This is a genomic window from Paraburkholderia sp. A3BS-1L (assembly GCF_051125215.1).
Lineage (GTDB): Bacteria > Pseudomonadota > Gammaproteobacteria > Burkholderiales > Burkholderiaceae > Paraburkholderia.
The window spans coordinates 725,115-745,909 of sequence record NZ_CP120442.1 but is presented as its reverse complement, the minus strand read 5'-3'; the positions used below and the strand labels follow the sequence as shown (position 1 = coordinate 745,909).

At 56.2% G+C, this 20,795-nt stretch carries 14 protein-coding genes and 3 pseudogenes; 11 read left to right on the top strand and 6 right to left on the bottom strand.

All coding sequences use genetic code 11. The features are described from left to right. Positions 1–113: 113 nt before the first annotated feature. Positions 114–284, bottom strand: a pseudogene (locus P5W99_RS03290) (IS1634 family transposase); the annotation flags it as partial. A gap of 381 nt (positions 285–665) precedes the next feature. Here P5W99_RS03290 and P5W99_RS03285 point away from each other — a divergent pair. The 4 genes and pseudogenes from P5W99_RS03285 (at position 666) to galE (ending at position 4,906) form a co-directional block, all read left to right on the top strand. After that, positions 666–1,681: pseudogene (locus P5W99_RS03285) on the top strand (sugar phosphate nucleotidyltransferase). Between the two features lie 215 nt (positions 1,682–1,896). Continuing rightward, the gene (gene cysC, locus P5W99_RS03280) at positions 1,897–2,499 is read left to right on the top strand and encodes an adenylyl-sulfate kinase (protein ID WP_434661775.1); all 603 of its coding nucleotides are present in this window, start codon (positions 1,897–1,899) and stop codon (positions 2,497–2,499) included. A 228-nt stretch (positions 2,500–2,727) separates the two neighbouring features. Continuing rightward, positions 2,728–3,846: a glycosyltransferase family 4 protein gene (locus tag P5W99_RS03275; RefSeq protein ID WP_434662405.1), complete on the top strand. Its 1,119-nt coding sequence runs from the start codon at positions 2,728–2,730 to the stop codon at positions 3,844–3,846. A gap of 28 nt (positions 3,847–3,874) precedes the next feature. Further along, on the top strand, positions 3,875–4,906 hold the full coding sequence (gene galE, locus P5W99_RS03270) for a UDP-glucose 4-epimerase GalE (RefSeq protein ID WP_434661773.1): 1,032 nt from the start codon (positions 3,875–3,877) through the stop codon (positions 4,904–4,906). A gap of 70 nt (positions 4,907–4,976) precedes the next feature. Here the strand turns inward: galE and P5W99_RS03265 are convergent, their stop codons facing one another. Genes P5W99_RS03265 through P5W99_RS03250 form a run of 4 tightly spaced genes read right to left on the bottom strand, consistent with a single transcriptional unit; the run spans position 4,977 to position 9,711 of the window. After that, entirely contained in the window at positions 4,977–6,860 is a 1,884-nt protein-coding gene (locus P5W99_RS03265; protein WP_434661771.1) for a polysaccharide biosynthesis protein, read from the bottom strand. Positions 6,861–6,872: 12 nt separating this feature from the next. Beyond that, positions 6,873–7,889: an MraY family glycosyltransferase gene (locus tag P5W99_RS03260; protein WP_434661769.1), complete on the bottom strand. Its 1,017-nt coding sequence runs from the start codon at positions 7,887–7,889 to the stop codon at positions 6,873–6,875. A 23-nt stretch (positions 7,890–7,912) separates the two neighbouring features. After that, positions 7,913–8,869: an NAD-dependent epimerase/dehydratase family protein gene (locus tag P5W99_RS03255; protein WP_434661767.1), complete on the bottom strand. Its 957-nt coding sequence runs from the start codon at positions 8,867–8,869 to the stop codon at positions 7,913–7,915. After that, entirely contained in the window at positions 8,866–9,711 is an 846-nt protein-coding gene (locus P5W99_RS03250) for a glycosyltransferase family 2 protein (RefSeq protein WP_434661765.1), read from the bottom strand. The genes P5W99_RS03255 and P5W99_RS03250 overlap by 4 nt, the downstream gene beginning before the upstream one ends. 686 nt (positions 9,712–10,397) lie before the next feature. Here P5W99_RS03250 and P5W99_RS03245 point away from each other — a divergent pair. The 7 genes and pseudogenes from P5W99_RS03245 to P5W99_RS03215 all read left to right on the top strand — a co-directional run. Next, positions 10,398–11,030, top strand: coding sequence for a D-sedoheptulose-7-phosphate isomerase (locus P5W99_RS03245; protein ID WP_434661764.1), 633 nt, complete (start codon positions 10,398–10,400; stop codon positions 11,028–11,030). A 109-nt stretch (positions 11,031–11,139) separates the two neighbouring features. Beyond that, the gene (locus P5W99_RS03240) at positions 11,140–12,075 is read left to right on the top strand and encodes an NAD-dependent epimerase/dehydratase family protein (protein ID WP_434661762.1); all 936 of its coding nucleotides are present in this window, start codon (positions 11,140–11,142) and stop codon (positions 12,073–12,075) included. Further along, a complete protein-coding gene (locus P5W99_RS03235; RefSeq protein ID WP_434661760.1) occupies positions 12,060–13,934 on the top strand; it encodes an HAD-IIIA family hydrolase in 1,875 nt (624 codons plus the stop codon). Before P5W99_RS03240 ends, P5W99_RS03235 begins: the two co-directional genes overlap by 16 nt. Before the next feature lie 3 nt (positions 13,935–13,937). Continuing rightward, positions 13,938–14,927, top strand: a complete 990-nt coding sequence (locus P5W99_RS03230; protein WP_434661759.1) for a GHMP family kinase ATP-binding protein — start codon at positions 13,938–13,940, stop codon at positions 14,925–14,927. Between the two features lie 279 nt (positions 14,928–15,206). Further along, positions 15,207–17,111, top strand: a complete 1,905-nt coding sequence (locus P5W99_RS03225; protein ID WP_434661757.1) for a glycosyltransferase family 2 protein — start codon at positions 15,207–15,209, stop codon at positions 17,109–17,111. 14 nt (positions 17,112–17,125) lie between these two features. Continuing rightward, positions 17,126–19,231, top strand: a complete 2,106-nt coding sequence (locus P5W99_RS03220) for a rhamnan synthesis F family protein (RefSeq protein WP_434661755.1) — start codon at positions 17,126–17,128, stop codon at positions 19,229–19,231. Positions 19,232–19,334: 103 nt separating this feature from the next. Then, positions 19,335–19,493, top strand: a pseudogene (locus P5W99_RS03215) (ATP-binding protein); the annotation flags it as partial. 323 nt (positions 19,494–19,816) lie between these two features. On the opposite strand, the gene P5W99_RS03210 reads toward P5W99_RS03215, so the two are convergent. Continuing rightward, positions 19,817–20,782 (bottom strand): CgeB family protein, encoded by a 966-nt coding sequence (locus tag P5W99_RS03210; protein ID WP_434661754.1) that lies wholly within the window; start codon positions 20,780–20,782, stop codon positions 19,817–19,819. Positions 20,783–20,795: the final 13 nt, after the last annotated feature.

Here is a 20,795-nt window from a genome sequence, read left to right as displayed (position 1 = left end):
TGTACAAATAGGAACACGTGCAAGCGCAAAAGCAGCTGGGTGACATAGGACTCAGATGAGTCAGATTTACTTCGGAACGGTGGAACGTACGCCAAGCTTCAAGTCGGAGTTGACCGGTGCTCACGAAAAGCGGATCTCAACGAATGCAGGCAGCCTCCGTCCTTGAGACGCATTCGCAAGACGCGATCGAGGACTGGCGCAATAAAGCAGATCAGCGCATGAGCGCGAATTCGACTGGGCGCTCGGTGGCACACCGGGGCGATATCGATCTCGGACTTAACCACGCAGTGCGCAAGATGCGCTTGCAATGGTTTCCAAAGCGCTCTTTCGGCTCTTAAAACTATCACTTCCCATTTAAATTATATCGCGCAAACGTTTTCGTGCACACGCCAGCATGGATTCAGGGATTCGTGACAATAGTGTCCACCGATCCAGCCAATGTGACATAACCCAAACATAAACTCACAAATTAAACCGGATTCGACGAATCGCGGCACAATCCGTTAAGTTTTAAATATTATTCGCCTTCGCGTCTGAGCAACCACGAATACTAATCAGCGGTTCGGTGCGCAACTGAGTGCCGAATGTCAGGCAATTCAGGACTCTCCTTTATGAAAATTCATCCGGTAATTCTGTGTGGTGGTAGCTGCACGCGCCTTTGACCCATGTCGCGCGACGGTTATCCCAAGCAGTATCTGCAACTCGCGAGGGACCAGTCCCTCGTCCAGCAGACCGCTTTGCGCCTCGCCAGCATTCCGGACACCACAGCACCGATCATTGTCTCGAACATTGCGCGCGACAGGCTACAGAATGACCGACGCCGGCTTGATGCCGACCTTGCGCAACCGCTCGGAAACGATGAAACGCTGCTCGTTGCTGCCCTCAGACCGCGTGATCCTCAACGAGCCGGCCTTGGCAAAAGCCGCCCAGGTAGCCTCCCGCACCGCCGCTGACCAATTCCTCTTGACGTTCGGTATCGCGCCGGAAAGCCCGCACACCGGTTACGGTTACATCCGTCGCTTCGAACCGGAATTCGCCCGCCAGCCCGAACATCTCGGTTGACTACGCCGTCATGGAGCGCACGGAGCGCGCCGCCATGGTCACTGGCGCGGATCTCTGCTGGAACGACATCGGATCGTGGGGCCCGCTCGCGGAAATCGCCGAGCGCAACGAAGACGGCGATACGCTGATCGGCGACGTGTTCGCGGAAGGCGTGACGAATTCGTACATTCGAGCCGCACAACGCATGGTGGCCACCATTGGTCTCGACAACATTGTCGTCGTCGAAACCGCGGACGCCGTGCTGGTCGCGCATCGCGCGCACAGGACGTGAAGAAAGTCGTTGGATGGCTCAACGCTTCGGGTCGTCAGGAATCGGTCACGCACCGCCGCGTGGTTCGTCCCTGGGGTTCGTATGAAGGCCTTGACCAGGGCGACCGCTTCCAGGTCAAGCGCATCCTCATGAATCCGGGCAGCCAGTTGAGCCTGCAAACGCATCACCATCGCGCCGAACACTGGATCGTTGTGAAGGGCACCGCGCTCGTCATCAATGACAAAGAGGAAATCCTGCTCGGCGAAAACCAGTCCACCTCTCGAACTCATCGAAGTGCAGTCGGGAACCTATCTTGGTGAAGACGACATCGTCCGCTTTGACGACAACTACGGCCACACGAGTTCGTAATTTCCATGGGGCGTAGCACAGGCGCCCCTTTCTCGGGAAGCTCGGCGTGAGGCGGATTCATGCAGAAAACAACGCCCACAGGCGCAAACGTTTGCATTACCAAACGAGTAATTTCATGTAACAAAGTCATTAAAGCAAAATTTACAAAATCTTACAAATAACTCTAAAATACCTTCCGGAGTAAGCATTCGACGACGCGAAGCCTGAAGACCACAATGAAGCGAGAGCCAGATCAAATCGTCGTTGAAAGTCCGACGAGCGTCCAGCCATCGGACCGTGCACGCATCAAGGGGCAGCGCGCATTTGTCGTCTGGTTGACGGGTATATCGGGCGCCGGTAAGTCCACGCTCGCCAATATGCTCGAGCAGAATTTGCATGCACGAGGCATGCACACGGCACTGCTCGACGGCGACAGTCTTCGTCTCGGCCTGAATAAAGATCTCGGCTTTTCAGATGCCGACCGCTGCGAAAATATCCGGCGAGCCGCCGAGGCTGCGAAGCTGATGGTTAACTCCGGCCTCATCGTGATCGTCGCGACCATCTCGCCCATTCGCTCGGCACGGGAATCGGCACGCGCGCTGTTCGGCGAGAACGAATTCTTCGAAGTTTTCGTCGACGCACCGATCGAAGTCGCGGAAGCGCGTGACGTCAAAGGTCTCTACGCGCTCGCACGTCAAGGCACGATCCGTCAATTCACCGGCATCGGATCCGTTTATGAGCCGCCTTCAAATGTCGACGTGCACGTGCAAACGGATCTCATGAGCAAGCAAGCCTGCATTGACGCGATTCTGCAGAAGCTACCGCTCGGCGCAGCCTGAGACGTATCGTCGGCCGCGGGACTGATTTCCACGAAGGCCCGTTTGCGTAGCATCGCGTCTAACCGATCTTGCGTGAGTGAGGTCGGTTAGAATGCTGCACTCCGCCGCGTGCACGCCACACCGGCGCGTCGCCCTCCCACCGGATGCATTCTGCTACGCTCCCGAATCGTTCCGCCAGTGAATTCCCGCGCCACCAATAACGCCCGGCAAACCGGCCACGCCCGACGCCTGCATGTCGCCCTCGTCTGCAACACCGCGTGGGCGATCTACACGTACCGCCAGGGCTTCCTGCGCGCACTCAACGCAGCCGGCGCGCAAGTCACCGTGATTGCACCGCGCGACCGCACGTTCGAGCCGCTTGCGGCGATGGGCTGCAACTGCGTCGACCTCCCCGTCGCTTCGAAGGGCACGAATCCGCTCGACGACCTGCGCACGCTGCTCGCCCTCTTCAAGCACTATCGCGCGCTCAAGCCCGACGTCGTATTTCATTACACGATCAAGCCGAATATCTACGGCTCGGTTGCGGCTTGGCTCGCGCGCGTGCCATCGGTGGCGGTCACAACAGGCCTCGGTTACGTATTCATTCAGAAAAGCCGCGCAGCGCAGGTCGCCAAGCGCCTCTACCGATTTGCCTTCCGCTTCCCGCGCGAAGTCTGGTTCCTCAATCGCGACGACGAAACCGCCTTCAAGCAGGAGAACCTGCTCGTGCATCCGGAACGCGCACGCTTACTGCACGGCGAAGGCGTCGATCTGGACGAATACACCTTTACACCGCTGTCCGAGCGCAACGAGTTTGCGTTCGTGCTGATCGGTCGGCTCCTGTGGGACAAGGGCGTGGGTGAGTATGTCGAGGCCGCGCGCCAGTTGCGCGCGCGCTTTCCGCATGCGCGGTTTCGCCTGCTCGGCCCCGTTGGCGTGGACAACCCGAGCGCCATCACGCGCGAGGAAGTCGCCGCGTGGGAGCGCGAAGGCGTGATCGAGTATCTGGGCGAGACTCCCGACGTGCGCCCGTATATTGCTGACGCGGACTGTGTCGTCCTGCCGTCATACCGCGAGGGCGTGCCACGCACGCTGATGGAAGCCAGCGCGATGGGCCGCCCGATCGTGGCGACCGACGTGCCCGGCTGCCGAGAAGTGGTGACGGATGGCGAAAACGGCCTGCTCTGCGGGGCGCGCGATGCGACATCGCTGGCGACCGCGTTCTCGCGCATGCTCGATATGGCCCCAACTGCGCGCGCCGCCATGGCTGAGCGGGGCCGAAAAAAAATTGCGAAAGAATTCGACGAAAAGGTTGTGGTACAACGCTATCGGGAACTGATCCGGGAGTTGACCGGATTGACGTTTTGAACGAATTCAGGGAACTCGGGAAAACAACATGGCACCAACGAACTCCAAGGGCACGATCCTCGTCACGGGCGGTGCGGGCTACATTGGCTCGCATACCTGCGTCGAGCTTCTCAACGACGGCTACGACGTGGTCGCCGTCGACAATCTCGTCAACAGCCGCCAGGAATCGCTGGCGCGCGTCACGCAGATCACTGGCAAACCGGTCGCTTTCTACGAAGCGGACGTGCGGGACGCGCAGGCCCTCAAGCGTATTTTTGAAGCGCACAAGATCACCGGCGTGATCCACTTCGCGGCACTCAAGGCCGTGGGCGAATCGGTCGCCAAGCCCATCGAGTACTACCGCAACAACCTCGACGGCCTGCTCGCGGTGCTTGACGTCATGCGCCAGCATGACGTCAAGCAGTTCGTGTTCAGCTCGTCCGCGACTGTGTACGGCGTGCCCGAGCGCTCTCCCATCGACGAGAGCTTCCCGCTTTCGGCCACGAACCCGTATGGTCAATCGAAGCTGATCGCCGAGCAGATCCTGCGCGACGTCGAGATTTCGGACCCGACTTGGCGCATTGCAGTGCTGCGCTATTTCAATCCAGTGGGCGCGCATGAGAGCGGCTTGATCGGCGAAGATCCGGCCGGGGTTCCGAACAACCTCATGCCTTATGTCGCACAGGTGGCGGTGGGCAAGCTCGAAAAGCTGCGCGTGTTCGGCGGCGATTATCCGACCCCGGATGGAACTGGCGTGCGCGATTATATTCACGTGGTCGACCTCGCGCAGGGCCACCTCAAGGCGCTGGATGCGCTCGCCGCGCGCGGTGAGGGTTTTGTCGTGAATCTGGGGACTGGGCAGGGTTACAGCGTGCTCGAAGTCGTGACGGCGTTCGAGAAGGCGTCGGGCCGCCCCGTTCCCTATGAGATCGTCGCGCGCCGGCCAGGCGATATCTCAGAGTGCTATGCGAATCCCGCGACGGCGGAAAAGTTGATCGGGTGGAAGGCACAGTTCGGGATCGAGCGCATGTGCGTCGATCACTGGCGCTGGCAGGAGGGGAATCCGCGGGGGTTTGAGTAAAAAGGGGCGGTCACAAGCTGCCGCCCCACCACGCGAGGACCAACCCGTCCTCGCTTTTTTGCATCCGAACTCAGCCGGTCGCTCGCGCCGCCGGAGTACTCACACTTAGCAACTTCGGCGCGCTCGCCGGCTGATACTCAGGCACCCAGCGACGCAAATCCCGCCTCACTTCATCGTCATTGGGCACGCGATGCTGCATCAGCCAGAGCAGCAGTTCGTCGAGCAGATTCTCTGGCACCTCGCGTGCCCGAGCAATGCGCAGCTTGGGATGCGGCGTGCGCGTAGTCGTTTCATCGTCGGCAAGCAGTTCCTCGTAGAGCTTCTCGCCCGGACGCAAGCCCGTGAACGCGATGCGGATATGCTCCTCGGTAAAGCCATACAAACGGATCAGATCGCGCGCGAGATCGACGATCTTGACCGGCTTGCCCATGTCGAGAATGAAGATCTCGCCACCGTGTCCCATGCTGGACGCTTGCAACACAAGCTGCGAAGCCTCGGGAATCGTCATGAAGAAGCGCGTGATCTCCGGATGCGTAACGGTCACCGGGCCGCCCTTCGCAATCTGCTGCTGGAACTTCGGAATCACACTGCCCGCGCTGCCCAGCACGTTGCCGAAGCGAACGGTCTCGAACTGGGTGCGCTCACTCGTCTGCTGCATCGCCTGGCAGGCCATCTCCGCAAGACGCTTGCTCGCCCCCATCACATTCGTCGGGTTGACGGCCTTGTCGGTCGAAATCAGCACGAAATGGCGGACCTGGTGCTTGATCGCCGCCCGCGCCACACGATACGTGCCCAGCACATTGTTGCGGATCGCCTGCCATGCGTTGAGTTCTTCCATCAGCGGAACGTGCTTGTATGCCGCCGCGTGGAACACGATGTAGGGCATGTAACGCGCCATTACCTGGTCCAGCAGCAGCGCGTCCTTCGCATCGCCGATGATGGGCACCACGGAAAGCTCGGGGAAACGCTCGCGAATCTCTTCCGTGAGCCGATACATCGCGTATTCGGACAGATCAAGTGCGACGAGTTGCGCCGGCGCGAAACGCAGGATCTGGCGACAGAGTTCCGAGCCAATCGAGCCGCCCGCTCCCGTTACCATCACCACACGGCCACCCAAAAGGGCCTCAACGTGCGGCGTATCGATGGTGACTGCGTCGCGGCCCAGCAGATCTTCTAGGTCGATGTTGCGGACTTGGGACAGAAAGCCCTGACCGGGTGTGAGTTCGGTCAATGACGGCAGCATCAACGCGTTCACGCCCGCGCGCAGACATTGCGAAGCGACGTGGCGCTGTACCTCGGCCGATGCGGAAGGAATAGCGATGATGGCGAACTCGCAACGCAGCGTGGCGGCCCAATGTTCGATATCACTGATAGGCCCTAGCACTTTGTAGCCGTAAATCTCGCGCCCCTTCTTGGCCGGATCGTCGTCGAGCAGACCTACGAGGCGCCACTCGGCTGAGCGCGACAACTCGCGCGCGAGGCTCGCGCCGGCGCCGCCCGCACCCACGACGATCACCGGCTTGCCTTGCGCAACAAGGCCACCATACAAATAAAATTCCTTGGTCGCGCGATAGAGAGCGCGCGCGCCGCCCATGACGAAAAACAGAAGCAGCGGCGACACGATCAGCACCGAGCGCGGAATGATCGGCGACGGCTGCAGCATGACCGAGATCACCATCGCGATAAGCGCGGCCGAAACGATCGCCTTTGAAATGCGCATCAGATCGGGCAGGCTCGCGAAGACCCACATGCCGCGATAGAGCCCGAAAACGCGGAACATGATGGCATAGACCGGCAACACCCAGACGAGGTTGTCGATGGCACCGTGCCAGAATTCCGTCGGCACGGACGCGTTGAAGCGCAACAGATAAGCCGTCAGCCATGCAGCGGCCACCGCGCCGACATCGAAGAGAAAGGCGCTGAACGAGAGCCAGGAGGCTTTATTACGGAGCATCAGCGTTCGACCTCAGGGTTGTCTGGTGAGGGACTGGAAACGGCGCCAGCGCATGTCAATGACCGCGCCCATCAGAACTAGAACGACAGCCCAACCTGCAACGATCCCCCACTGCAGGGCCGTGGGTAATGCCAAGGCCCAAAGAGCAAGTATTATGCCGGTAAACATGACCAGATACCACGTCAGTGCCGTGGCCGCATGACCGGTCCCAAGGCGAACCATGCGTTGATAATAATGTTCACGGTGCGCTTGCCAAAATTTTTCGCCGCGCAGGAGCCGGCGGACCAGCGTGATGGAGGCATCGCCGATAAAGGGCGAGAACACCAGCGCGGGGAACCAGATCGGCCAGGCGCCGCTGCGCCAGCCCCAATAGCCAAGGGCGCCGGCCAGAAAGCCGGTGGAAATCGACCCTGCATCGCCAAGAAATATCTTCGCGGGATGGAAATTGAAAAACAAAAACCCGGCCGCCGCACCTGCGACGGCAGCGCACGACCAGATCAGTTCACGCATCGGTGTCGGACCGAGCAGCGCCGCAATCGCGTACGCACCGAAGCCGAACAGCGCCATGCCGCCAGCAAGGCCGTCCGAACCGTCCATGAAATTGTAGAGATTGACGAGCCACAACATCAAAAACGCCAGACCCACGAGACACCACCAGGGAACCGGGGCCGGATAGACGACGATCAACGCCAGCACGGCGACGAAATGCGCAGCAAAACGCACGCGCGCGGGTAAGCCACGGCGGTCGTCGATCTGCGACACTGCGGCCAGAAAAGCTGTGCCAGCAGCGATCAACCACAACGACGGAGTCAAAAGCAGAATCGCCAGCACAACCACGGGCGTTATGCCCCACCCGCCCACACGCGGCGTCGGGCGCTCGTGAAGCGAACGCTCGTTTGGAATATCGGTGGCGAGGCGCCACGCGAGCCCCGTCTTGAGCAGCACGCCGAGCACCGCCGCGCACAACGCGGCGCAAATGACTGCGGTGGCCGCAGCGCATAGGGATATCGACATCGGTGCGTGCAACATCTACTTGAACGCTCTCCGTTAGTTCAATGGGTGGAGCGAAACCAGCGCGCCGTCGCCGCCAATCCTTCGTCCAATGTATGGGGAACTGTCCAGCCGAGCGTCTTGCGGATGCTCGAATCGTCGACTCTCAGGCTCTGGGTCAGCCGGTCTATTTGCGCGGCGCGCCCAGTCAGGATGCCAGCTGCGCGCAACAGCAATACCGGCACCGGAAGGAGCCGTGCCGGACGGCCCAGATGGTACCCCAGCGCACGCAGCAACTCAGCTACCGACGGATCCTGATCGTCGCGAACGTAGAAACAGGCGTTTGCAGCACGCGGGTCCGTGGCGCAGCGCATGAGCGCATCCGCAAGATTTTCGACGTACACGAGGCTGCGCCGCGCATCGACCGCCCCGAGCGGGAGCGGCAGGCGCCGCCACAATGCCTTCATCATCTGAAGGAAGTTCGCGGCGACACCGGGACCATACACGAGCGGTGGCCGCACGATCACGATTTCGAGACCGCTCTGCTCGCCATATTGCCAGAGCGCCTCTTCTGCCTGTAGTTTCGAGATGCCGTACGCGTCATCGGGGGCCGGCGGCATGGATTCGGCAAGCGGCACGCCAACATCGAACTCGGCCGCCGCCTTCACGCTGCTTACGAACACCAGGCGCCGTGCGCCGCGTTCGCGGGCGGCACGTGCTACTCGCAACGTGCCTTCCACATTGGTGGCGCGAAAGGCCGAGAGCGGGTCGGCCGCCGTATCGTTCATCACATGCACGCGTGCGGCAAGGTGCACGACGCAGTCCGGCACGAGTTCCCGTGGCCATGCCTCGGCGAGGCCGGCGAAATCCGCCCCGCCATGTGTCCATTCGCGTGCCGCGTCAACGGGCGTGCCGGCACGCCGAAGGAGCGCTGTGACGTCGTGGCCGTTGGCCGTCAATGTGCGACACACCGAGCGGCCGACGAAACCGCTCGCGCCGGTGACCAGAATGCTGCTCAAAACCACTTCCATCCGAAACGGTTGAAGAACTTGAAAGCCGACGCCACGAACATGCGGATGTGCGCGAAGCCTTTGCGGGAAGCGCCGCCGCCGTGGTGGAGCACGCGCACCGACGGCACGTAGGCGACACGCGCCACGTCATGCGCCCGCAGGCTTAAATCATAATCTTCGAAATAGAGGAAATATCGGGGGTCGAATCCCCCGAGTCTTTTCAGCACCTCCGATCTGAACAGCATGAAGCAACCGCTCACGATCGGCGGATCCCAAACCGTGTCGCGACCGTTGATCTGAGCGCGCATTTCATAACGCGCGAGCCGCCGCGCGAAAAAGCGCCGCATCGATGCCGGCAGAAAGCCACGCACAAACAAGTCGATCAATGTCGGATATTGGCGACAGAGGAATTGCATCTCGCCTGCATCGTCGAATATCGCGGGCGTTAGCAACCCCGCGTCGGGGTGCGATTCCATGAATTGGATCGCCTTAGCCAGCGCGTCCGCACTCATGTCAATATCGGGATTGAGGATAAGGTGATAGCGACCTAGAGGCTGCGCGATTGCAAGATTGTGCCCGCGCCCGTAGCCGACGTTGCCGTGCCCAGTGTATAGCGTGCAGACTATACCTTGCTCACCGAGTCGATCGGTCGCGTCGCGTACGTCTCCGAGCCCCCCGTTGTCTACAAGGAGCAGCGCAACCGTGCAGCCGGGCACGCCCGCGCGCAAAAACTCGCAAGCTGCCCCGAAACTCGCCAGCGTTTGCCGTAGTTGAGGCTCATCCGGGTTGAAAACGACGATGGAGGCGGAAAGGCCGACACTTCGAGATAACGACGCGCCTTTAGCGTTCATGCGGAAATCGACTGCGCGCAAGTGAGAAAAACGGAGGGCTCGCTGCGAGGCCGATCTTGACAGCGCAAGACACCTCTCGAGAGAAAATATGGCCTGCAATTGTAACTGATCGGCACAACCGATGAGCGTGCAAGGTGCGGCGCAACGTAATGGTCGAGAGCCACCGACAAGGTCAGCATCGAGGCAGTTGGCGAATGTACGATCGGGAAAGCCGACATCCGTTCAGCTCGAACCGGTGCAAGCCTTCGTCTGGTGTTGTGTCACGTAATTGACTGGCAGCGGGTCGGTCATATCTACATCCGGCACTCGCCGCAGTGACACGCACAGAATGTGGGTAGCTACTTGCGTTGTGTCATGTAATTGACTGGCAGCGGGTCGGTCATATCTACATCCGGCACTCGCCGCAGTGACACGCACAGAATGTGGGTAGCTACTTGCAGGGCTTGTAGGGTTGGACGCCGCAGACATGGCGCATCAGAACAAGGCAACGCCCGAACTTCGCAGGGGAAACTGCAACCCTGACTTGTACATATCCCGAGGTTGCGCAATAGTATGCGCTCTCGCGCCACTCGGAACCTTGCGGAAAACCCGCAAACGATCGAGAATAATAGGTTGCTGATAAGTTGGCGGAACTGGGGGGTGTTGTCTGACATCCAAGGCTAATCTCTTATGCAAGCGAATCCTGTATGACTTCCCTGCTCTTTCCTGACCAGCTTTTCGAAGACGCCGGTCGATACGCAGACGCCTACTTCGAAAGGTTCCGCAAAGCGGTCGAGTCCATAGACCGCAGTTCGATCGCGGCCGCAGGAATGCTGCTGGCGGAAAAATCCAGACAGCGCGCAATGATCTACTCGTGTGGAAACGGGGGGTCTGCGGCAATCTCGAACCACCTGGTCTGCGACTGCATGAAGGGCGTTCGAACCAATAGCTGGCTCAAACCGCGGGTCAATAGCCTTTCCGCGACAGTGGAACTGATTACAGCGATCGCAAACGACATCGGGACGGATGAGATATTTTCACATCAATTGACCTCTTTGGCTTCTGAAGGAGATGTATTGATTGCGATAAGCTCATCCGGGGCTTCGCCGAACATTATTAAAGCATTGCAAACGGCTCGCGAAATGAAAATGAGCACCATTGCAATGACAGGTTTTAGCGGCGGCGAGGCTGCACGTATTGCGGACATTAGCCTCCACGTAGATATGGAGAACTATGGCGTGGTGGAAGACGTGCATCAGTCGCTAATGCACATTTTGGCTCAATATCTGAGACATAGTCATCTCGTAGATACGTCTGCTCTAGGCTCCCTAAAATTCTAGCATCGCGGCTGAATCATTCTTTGCTGCCCGTAACTCTTATTAGCCCGATGCTGTTAACTAATTCGATTATCCTGTGAACCTCCATTTGATTACTGGGGGGGCCGGCTTCGTGGCGGTCAACCTCGCACGCCGCCTGCTTAACGAAGGGCACGCTATTCTCGCCATCGATGACCTGTCGAGGGGTAAGCGCGAACTACTAGCCGAATTCAACGAGCACCCGCGGTTTGCATTTGAGCAACTTGACTGCGGAGATGCAGACACATTGTCAAGCGCCGTCGACAAGCTCGGCGCACAAATCGATCATGTTTGGCATCTGGCCGCCAACTCCGACATCCCGGCTGGGCTTGCGGACCCGCGCATCGATCGCGATCGCACCTTCCAAACGACTTTTGCAGTACTGGATGTCATGCGCCGCCACTCTATTCCGGAACTGCACTTTGCGTCCAGTTCAGCGATTTATGGCGACTTGGGGGATCGAGAAATTCACGAAGACATTGGACCCCTGCTTCCGATCTCCAATTACGGCGCCATGAAACTCGCCTCAGAGGCGCAGATCCGTGCGGCAGTCGAAGCCTTCCTTCCTCGGGCCGATATTTTCCGATTTCCCAATGTAATTGGGGTTCCGGCCACCCATGGAGTGATCGTCGACTTTATTCGGAAACTTAAGGCTACTCCTGATCGCCTTGACGTTCTTGGCGACGGCACACAGCAAAAGGCTTATCTACACGTTGACGACCTGGTGGACGCAATGTGTCACGTGAGCCAACTGCCCGGTCGCTACAAAGTTTTCAATATCGGACCAAAGGATGATGGGGTTACGGTGCGAACAATCGCTGAGCTTGTTCGGGACCGAGTGTCACCGAGTGCCAATATTTGCTTTGGCGAGGGGAACCGTGGTTGGATCGGCGACGTACCGCGCTTCCGATACTCTACTGAACGACTCACAAATACCGGTTGGACGCCAAAGCTGAGTTCCATCGAGGCCGTCCGCCGTGCAATTGATCAGATCGCGTGCGAGGAGTCAAGAAATTGGTCCAAGCCGTAATCCTCGCTGGAGGCAAAGGCACTCGTCTAGCTGAGCGCCTGAAAGGTCGTCCAAAGCCGCTAGTGGATGTCTGCGGCGTTCCTCTGCTCGAACGGCAGATAAACGCGTTGACGCGCTACGGCGTCGACGATGTCGTCGTGCTAGTTAATCACGCGGCGGATCAGATTCAAGCTTTCTTCGATGACCGACAGTTCACCTGTAGCGTCAGGTTGATTGACGATGGCGAGCCACGCGGCACAGCCGGCGCCCTACTGGCCTGCCTCGATGAGTTGGCGGATCGATTTTTAGTCGTCTATGGGGACACGTTGTTCGATATCGACGTGGGATGCATGCTAGCTGCGCACGAAGCATCCTCCTCGAAGGTCACGCTCCTTTTGCACCCCAATGACCACCCAGCAGATTCGGATCTTGTCGAACTGGACGAGTCCGGTCGAATCGTGGCGTTCCACGGATACCCTCACCCTCAAGGCGCGGAACTCCGGAATCTCGTAAACGCCGCCTTCTATGTGATCGAGAAAGAAGCACTTTTACCATGGCAAAACTTTTCAGCCCCCTGTGATTTTGGGAAAGACTTATTCCCAGCCATGTTGGCCGCAGGCACGAGCATCAACGGCTACGCCAGCTTCGAATACATCAAAGATCTTGGGACACCCAAGAGGTTGGATAAGGCCGAGACGCACCTTCGCACAGGTGTAGTCGAGCGAGCCAGTCGCAAACATTTACAGAAAGCCATATTCATCGACCGGGATGGCACTTTGAATGTCCTGCGCGACTATATCAGGCACCCTGAGGATTTGACCTTATTACCTGGTGCGGCAGAGGCCGTCCGACACTTTAACGATAGCGAATATCGAGTGGTCGTCGTGACAAACCAGCCAGTAATCGCCCGCGGAGAGTGCAGCGTCGAAGGCCTACGAAAAATCCATGATCGACTCGAAAACCGGCTGGGTGAAGCAGGTGCATACGTAGATGCGCTGTATTACTGCCCTCACCACCCGGACGCTGGATTTCCCGGCGAGGTCACCGCGCTGAAGATGGTTTGCAATTGCCGGAAACCGGCGATTGGAATGATCCGCCAAGCAATTGATGACATGAATATTAGTTCCGCGAAATCATGGATGATTGGCGACAGTACCGCCGACGTCCTGGCGGCGCAGCGAGCCGGACTGCGTTCAATTCTCGTGGCGACAGGCGAAGGCGGCGCCGATGGGAAATACTCCGTGACACCAAATTTTCGCTGCCAGGATATTCGGGCAGCAGCAAAATTTATCGTGGAGATATATCCCCGACTGGTAGATCACATGTCGGCGATGATAGGAGAAATCCGGCCCGGCGACCTGATTTTCGTTGGAGGAAGAGTTAGCAACGCAAAGTCCGTCATTGCGGAAGTCCTGAAGGCAGAATTGTCCTCAAGAGGAGTCCGAGCACAATTGCTGCCGGCTGATCGTTGGCTCATTGCTCAGGAACACCCTGGCTCCAATGCAGCAGACTCCGATACCGCATTGGCGGCTTTAGAAGGTTGGCTAAACGGCGAAGCAGCGGAAATTGAAATACCAGCGACCCGCGACAAGCAAGGGCTGGCGCCCAGCAACCTTTCCGTGGCAGCTGACGACGTGCTAATTTTGGAAAGCGTTACAGCATTTAGGGCCGAATGGCAGAAATGCCGGCGTACGCGGTACCTTTACGTCGAAAGCACTCGAACGGAGCAGGATCACTCTGACTTTGATCTGCTAACTGGTCACTGTTCAAGCAACAATGTTGATCTGATCGCGTTAAACCAGAAGTACGCGAACGAATTTGACATCGTCAAAGCTGCATCAGAATACACGTTAAATGTCGACCTTTTTTCTGTGGCATAAAGAATGATCATTAGTCGCACACCTTTACGCATGAGTTTTGTCGGCGGGGGCAGTGATCTGCCGAGTTTCTACCGACAGCACGGCGGAGCAGTGCTATCTACTGCCATTGACAAGTATATGTATATAAGTGTCAATAAAAAATTCGATGGCGGCATTCGTGTTGCATACTCAAAAACAGAGGAAGTCGAGCATGTCGATGCCATCGAGCATCGGATAGTTCGTACGACACTGCAGATGCTTGGAATTCCAGGGGGACTGGAAATTACAAGTACAGCAGATATTCCATCGCAGGGTACCGGACTCGGCTCGTCCAGTGCTTTTACCGTGGGGCTTCTCAATGTACTTTCCGCCTTCCAAGGTCGACACGTCTCAGCCGAACAACTTGGGAGAGACAGTTGCGAGATCGAGATAGAACGTTGTGGCGAACCAATCGGCAAACAGGATCAGTACGCGTCGGCATACGGTGGATTGAGCCTCATTGAATTTCACCAGGATGATAGCGTCCTGGTCACTCCGCTGATTCTGCGGCGAAGCATTCGAGAATCTCTCGAAAACAGCATTATTGTCTTTTATACGGGAATTGCTCGTAGTGCCTCCGGCATCCTCAAAGAGCAATCTTACAATGTGGCAGATAGCGTTACGAAGCAAACAATGTTAAAGCGCATGGTCGCGTTGACTTATCAGTTGCGTAACGAACTGCAAGACGGAAATCTGGACTCAATGGGTGAAATTCTTGATGAGAATTGGCAACTAAAAAAGCAGCTCGCGTCGGGAATCAGCAGTGACGCAATAGACGATTGGTATGAGAAAGCCAAATTAAATGGAGCACTCGGCGGTAAGCTCCTGGGTGCCGGAGCTGGCGGATTTCTCATGTTCTACGCACCGGCGGAGCGCCATGAAGCAATTGAGCGGGCACTCGGTCTGCGACGAATCCATTTTGGATTCGAACCACTTGGCAGCAGGATTATTTTTTACAATCCGACTGATTTATGATCTGTGGCGAACGCTCGCCACACAAAAATCTGCCGCATGCACAGTATGATCGAGCTAACTGGCAAAACACAGGATTCCAGCGTTGTGGAATTTTTTTAGGTGAATGAAGATGCGCATTGCGTCATTGAGAAAGCTTTTTCGATCAGACCGCATCACTTTTTAGTTCGATAATGTCGGGCGCCGTATTATTTTCGCCGGGTAATAGCGCGCATCAAAGTACGCCCCGCCGTGAGCGCAAATTCTGCACCACAAGAATCCTACGCTGGATATTTTGCTGAAATGAACCCGTCACTGCCCATGAAAACTCCTCGCGTATCAGTTGTCATTCCAACACGTAACTCTGAAAAATATCTGAAGGAAGCCTTGGACAGCATTCTGCGCCAGACCTTCACAGATTTCGAGGTGTTGATCGTGGATGACAATTCGTCTGACGATACCTTGAGCATAATCTACGGTTATGCAGATACTCGAATCAAGGTATTGAATGGCCCCGGCAAAGGCCTCGCTGCGGCCTTGAATCTTGCTGTCCGCGAAGCCAAGGGTGAATTTGTAGCACGCATGGATGCCGATGACATCGCTGATGCGACCCGATTGGGCAAACAGGTGGCGTTTCTCGACGAACACCCTGATGTTGGCGTGTGCGGCACGTTATTCCAGCAATTTATGGGTGGCGACGCCATCCACAATCACATGGAAAATGTCCGTTACATCGATTTGATCATGGGATGCTATATTGGTCATCCCACCGCGATGTTCCGCCGCGAACTCTTTGCTAGGCAAGAGCTTTTCTACAATGAATCGATGCGTTTTAGCGAAGACTATGATCTTTGGTCGCGCGCTATTCGCGTCACAAAACTCGCGAACGTACCGGAAGTCCTCCTCCACTATCGGCGGCACAATGAAAGTGCCTCGATGGCCAATATGAATGAGATGCATGGCCTCGATGTCGGCGTCAAGCTTCGGATGATTGACTATCTGTTGGGCGGCCTTTCGCCGGCAGATGCCGAGATTGTTACCGGAATGTTGAAGGGCGACCCAATTGAAGAATCCACAAGGGTTGGGATGCTAGCCAAATTGATTGGCTCGATCAAGCACAAAAACTTGTGCTCCCCTCTTGAACTGGTTTCGGTTTTCCACCAGCTCAACCCATTTTCGAAAAGCGACCTCATTCGCCTATCGGCAGACATTGTAAATGCGATTCCAATATTCGTTATCTCATTTAACCATCTCAGCTATCTACGGACTATTATCGCTTATTTCGAAAAAGCGGGCTTCGATAATATTCATATAATCGATAATGCATCATCGTATCCGCCGCTGGTAGAATATTTGCGCAACTCCCAGCACAAGGTCCATTACATGGGCTCTAACTACAAACACATGGTGTTGTTTGACTCCATGAAGTTCAAGGAGCTCGTTGATGACAATTATTTCGTACTGACCGATCCAGACGTTCTTCCTGTAGAAGAATGTCCGACCGATTTTCTCTACGTCTTTCTCGATGCCCTGCTTAGGCATCCGACCAAGAACAAGATCGGATTTTCTCTCAAACTTGATGATATTCCCAATCATTATGAATTAAAAGACAATGTTCTCAAATGGGAGGGACGCTTCTATGAGAAGGCGGAAAAATGCGGCGACATGACCATTTACAATGCGCCGGTAGATACGACATTTGCGCTATATCGCCCACGCAAGGAATGGCGCAATGCTGATTTTTTTTCCGCATTCAGAACCGGCGCACCCTATACCGCAAGACATTTGCCATGGTATCGGGATATTTCCCAGATGACGGATGAAGAAATTTTCTATCGGGGTGTGGATCAAGGCAGTAGCAACTGGAACGGGACGATGAGTTCCGAGCAGCTGCACCGGAAATACGGGACGGCGGGGGCTGAAAATGGAACTGCTGAGATAGCGGAAGCGGAAGTCGTGCCGATGGAATCTACTCACCAGAGATCCTTCAAGGAGACATTCCGCCGGCAGCGCATCGGCGAGTTGCGCGGCTATTTCCTGTGCGGCTCCTGGCCGTTGCTCAGTCTTCATACAGTACCTCGCCAAAGCGTGCGCACGACTCTCTATGCACTCGGCAAAGTGCCTCTGATGAGCAAGACGACCAGCGGGCAACGCCATGTATTTAGAGCGTTTGGGGTATTTCCGATCTGGAGCAAGGTGTTCCGCTGAAAAGGAGTCGCGCAATGAAACGTTTGTGTCTTTTCGCAGGATATAGTCCCGCTAATCGCATCGATGACTATGTAGTGCATTATTTACGAGAATTATCGAAATTCGCCGACGTTTATTACCAGGCAGCGAATGACGCACACGAGAGCGAGTTGGAAAAGCTGGATGATATCTCGCGGGGGCGCTGGGCTCAGGCACATGAAAAATATGATTTCGGCTCCTGGCAGAAGCTGATTTTTCGTCTCGGCTGGCGCGAGATCGAAAAATATGACTCGATTATTCTTGCCAATGATAGTAATTACGGGCCGTTGCACGATCTGTGCAAAGTATTTGAACGCATGGATGCTGCGGGGTTAGACGCATGGGGCATCACCGAGAACTATGGTGTTACGCGGCATCTGCAAAGCTATTTTTTGACATTCAATCGGGCGGTTATTGATAGTCAAGTCTTCCGTGACTTTTTCGAATCTATTGCTATCGAGAGCTCCAAGATCGACATCTGCCTGAAATACGAAATCGGTCTCGGAAGACTGCTATCGAATAATAATTTTTCATTTGCCCCTTTTATAAACAGGTCTACCCTGAATATCCCATTCGGGGCAGATATATCAAGCTATCAGAATACCCTTCTTAGACATGGCTCACCATTCCTAAAACGGAAAATTTTTACTGAGTACGGCTTTGCAAGCGAAGATTTCGCAGAGACACGTACGCTACTTCACGAGTTGAAATATCCGTTGGAGTGGATTCCAGAACCTTCTGCGCTAGCAGAACCGGAAATTGCGGCGCCTGCAGAAATAACCACGTCAGCGGAAGCGCCGCCGCCGGCAGAAGTAGAAACGCCTGCGGAAATTGAATTGGTTTCGGCTGTCGCTTTGCAGAACAGCTGGGCGCGGGCCTGCGTCAAACGAATTCTGCGCCCACTGTACCGCCCCATCAAAGCAAGGATTGTAGACAACTTACTCCGCACGGATCAGAACGTCGCCCATTTGCTATCAAAGACAACCAGGATTGAAATGGACGTTTCTGAGTTCCGCAATCAGCTGATTTCGGAATTTCGCAGTCAAATGGAGATCTCCCGCAGCCAGATGAGGGCATTTGAAGCATCTGTTGGCAGTTTATCGAATGCCGCCGCTGACATCCAAGGTCAACTTTCGGGAATTTCTCAAAGTTCGAGAGACGCCGCCACGCGAATCAATGATATTCAAGGACGTGTCTCAGGTGTTTCGGGGAGCCTCGCGAATAGCGACGCGCGAATCAATGATATTCAGGAGCGCGTCTCCGCACTTTCGCACCAACTTGGAGATAGCGACGCGCGTCTGGCCGATTTGCAGACCTCGGCAGCGGAGTTGCATGGTCACCTCGATTGGGCACAGCGCGATATTCTGATTGCGTTGATGTCACAGATCAACTTCAGTAGTTCGAAGGGGTTCAAATGTGTCACCGATAATCCGATTGCCTATGACAGTCCAGATCACATTCACCCGGTCGGAACGGTTATCGATCACACGCGCCATCCGCGCTTCATACGTGCTTGCGAAGACTTCTTTGGTGCGGACAAGCAGCTGTCTTTTTTAGATATCGGATGTTCTGCCGGCGGAATCGTGCTGGATGCAATTCTGCGCGGTCATATCGGCATAGGGCTTGAGGGAAGTGACATTTCCAGACTGCAGCAACGCGGCGAATGGCGCCTTCTGAGAGATCATCTATTTACCTGCGATATAACGCGTCCCTTTGAACTAGGCAAAGAGGGAAATCGTCCCTACCAGTTTGATGTGATCTCGGCTTGGGAAGTGCTTGAGCATCTGACGCCAGAGGGGGTGGAGGGTATGTTCGCCAACCTCGCGCTCCATACGCATTCCGGCAGTGTGTTTGCCTGCTCGATATCGCAAGTGGATGGGGGATTCACGGAAGACGGCCGGCCGTTGCACCAAACTCTGGAGCCCTTACCCTGGTGGAGAGAACGAGCTGCGAAGCACGGGTTTGAGATTCTTGACTCTGACGCGTTCTCGCGACTGGACTTCGCGCGTGGGAACGGCAATGCAAGTATCTATTATCGTCCCGCGCACAGCTACCGGGAGAATGCAGGCGATTGCTTCCTTGTGGTTTTCCAAAGACAGTGATGATGCTCTTGACCTGATAGGAGTGCTGCACATTCTGCCTGGTTGATCGTGCCCGGATAATTCGTCGGCCCTTATAGGGGGCAATTCATATTGCCCTTCGCCGATTTTGCAGAAAGCAGTCGATCGGTGCCAATCGCGGCCAATCGATCGACGCTACCAGCAATCCGGACTCCAGGAGAAGCCCACGCTCGCCGAATTCGACTGGCCCTTCGATCCAAAAGTGCCACGCCAGCCCGGTCTCCAACTGCACGTGTTGAAGTTCCAGATCCTGATAGTTAGCTTGGGCTCTCGATCCACTCGCGAAGGGTTCGCTGACTGAGCGGGTGAAATTGAACGATTTGACCGGCGCGGCGACGGAGAAGCCGGTGGGCGCGGAGGTAGAGAAACTTACGCCCCCACCGGGTCCGCCGAATCGGCGGGCACTATAGGGGAATTAGCTCTTACATGGCCGGGCGACTTTCGTTCTCTTCGCATTCGCTTCGAGCTTCGACCCAAGATTCACGAAGCGTTTTTCAAATTCGGCTGCGCCTACCGGCTGTAGGCAGTATTCACGCATTCAGAGCAGATAATCAGATAACAATGCGACTAGATACCATCCAAACGTTCACTCGCGACAATCTCCAAGATACGTGTTGCGCGATTTTCGTAGGTGTGGTCGCGAAGCGTGCGCGCCTGTGCCGCTAGCGCGATCGACATAGCATGTTTCGGATCATCCCGCAACATATCTATATGCTGGCGCAGTTCCCTCGGCGAATCGAACAATAAAATCTCGCCCGCCCGCACATCGTAGTAATCCTCGATTTCCAGTCCTTCGACAAACATGCACTGGATACTTCCGGCGGCAGCCGTCTCGAAAGTGCGCGGTCCAGGCGTCGAGGCATCTAAATTGAACCGGCTATTGGCAAGATTGAAGCGCCGTCCCAAGTTCAGCGTCACGAGCGAACCCGCGCACCAGTCCGGCAGTTCCACGTTCGGAATACGCTCGTTCCTTGCGAACGAAATATCCGAAGGCCATTCGGCTCCGCTGACGACCACATTCAGGCCTGAGAGCACCGGCTGGCAATCGCGCAACAACGCAATGCGGTTGGGAAAGCCTACACCACAAAAAAAGACATCTCGCGCCTTTGCCGCAACTGGCGTACGAAAATGCGCGTGCCGGTCCGCGGCAAGCGGCAGATGATACACACGCGGATGTTCATAATGTGTAACGCTCCAGCGGTCATTGGAAAAAATAATATCGGCAAGAGGGATAATCTTTCCAGCGACATCAAATTCGTACGGATCATCGTGCAACCAAAAGGCCATGCACGCGCCAAGCTCCAGCGTCGCCATCTTCAGCCCCAGGTAGTACGCCCCCGCTGGCATGCAAGAACCGAACACCAAAACAAGATCAGGGCGAAAATCCCGTGCGGTCTGCTCGGCGACCTCCAACGAGCTCGTGCGCACCTCGAGGGTCGCACTAACTGACTTGAAGCCCCTCGCCACGTAACCACGCAGGACCGAATTATTGTTCACCGCGTCGGGCGATGCCCCGCAAACAAGAACTCGCATGAAACCTCTCAAA

Coding starts and splice junctions, on each gene's coding strand:
- cysC (WP_434661775.1), top strand. CDS start 1,897: ATGAAGCGAGAGCCAGATCAAATCGTCGTTGAAAGTCCGACGAGCGTC.
- galE (WP_434661773.1), top strand. CDS start 3,875: ATGGCACCAACGAACTCCAAGGGCACGATCCTCGTCACGGGCGGTGCG.
- P5W99_RS03265 (WP_434661771.1), bottom strand. CDS start 6,860: ATGCTCCGTAATAAAGCCTCCTGGCTCTCGTTCAGCGCCTTTCTCTTC.
- P5W99_RS03260 (WP_434661769.1), bottom strand. CDS start 7,889: ATGTTGCACGCACCGATGTCGATATCCCTATGCGCTGCGGCCACCGCA.
- P5W99_RS03250 (WP_434661765.1), bottom strand. CDS start 9,711: ATGAACGCTAAAGGCGCGTCGTTATCTCGAAGTGTCGGCCTTTCCGCC.
- P5W99_RS03245 (WP_434661764.1), top strand. CDS start 10,398: ATGACTTCCCTGCTCTTTCCTGACCAGCTTTTCGAAGACGCCGGTCGA.
- P5W99_RS03230 (WP_434661759.1), top strand. CDS start 13,938: ATGATCATTAGTCGCACACCTTTACGCATGAGTTTTGTCGGCGGGGGC.
- P5W99_RS03225 (WP_434661757.1), top strand. CDS start 15,207: ATGAACCCGTCACTGCCCATGAAAACTCCTCGCGTATCAGTTGTCATT.
- P5W99_RS03220 (WP_434661755.1), top strand. CDS start 17,126: ATGAAACGTTTGTGTCTTTTCGCAGGATATAGTCCCGCTAATCGCATC.
- P5W99_RS03210 (WP_434661754.1), bottom strand. CDS start 20,782: ATGCGAGTTCTTGTTTGCGGGGCATCGCCCGACGCGGTGAACAATAAT.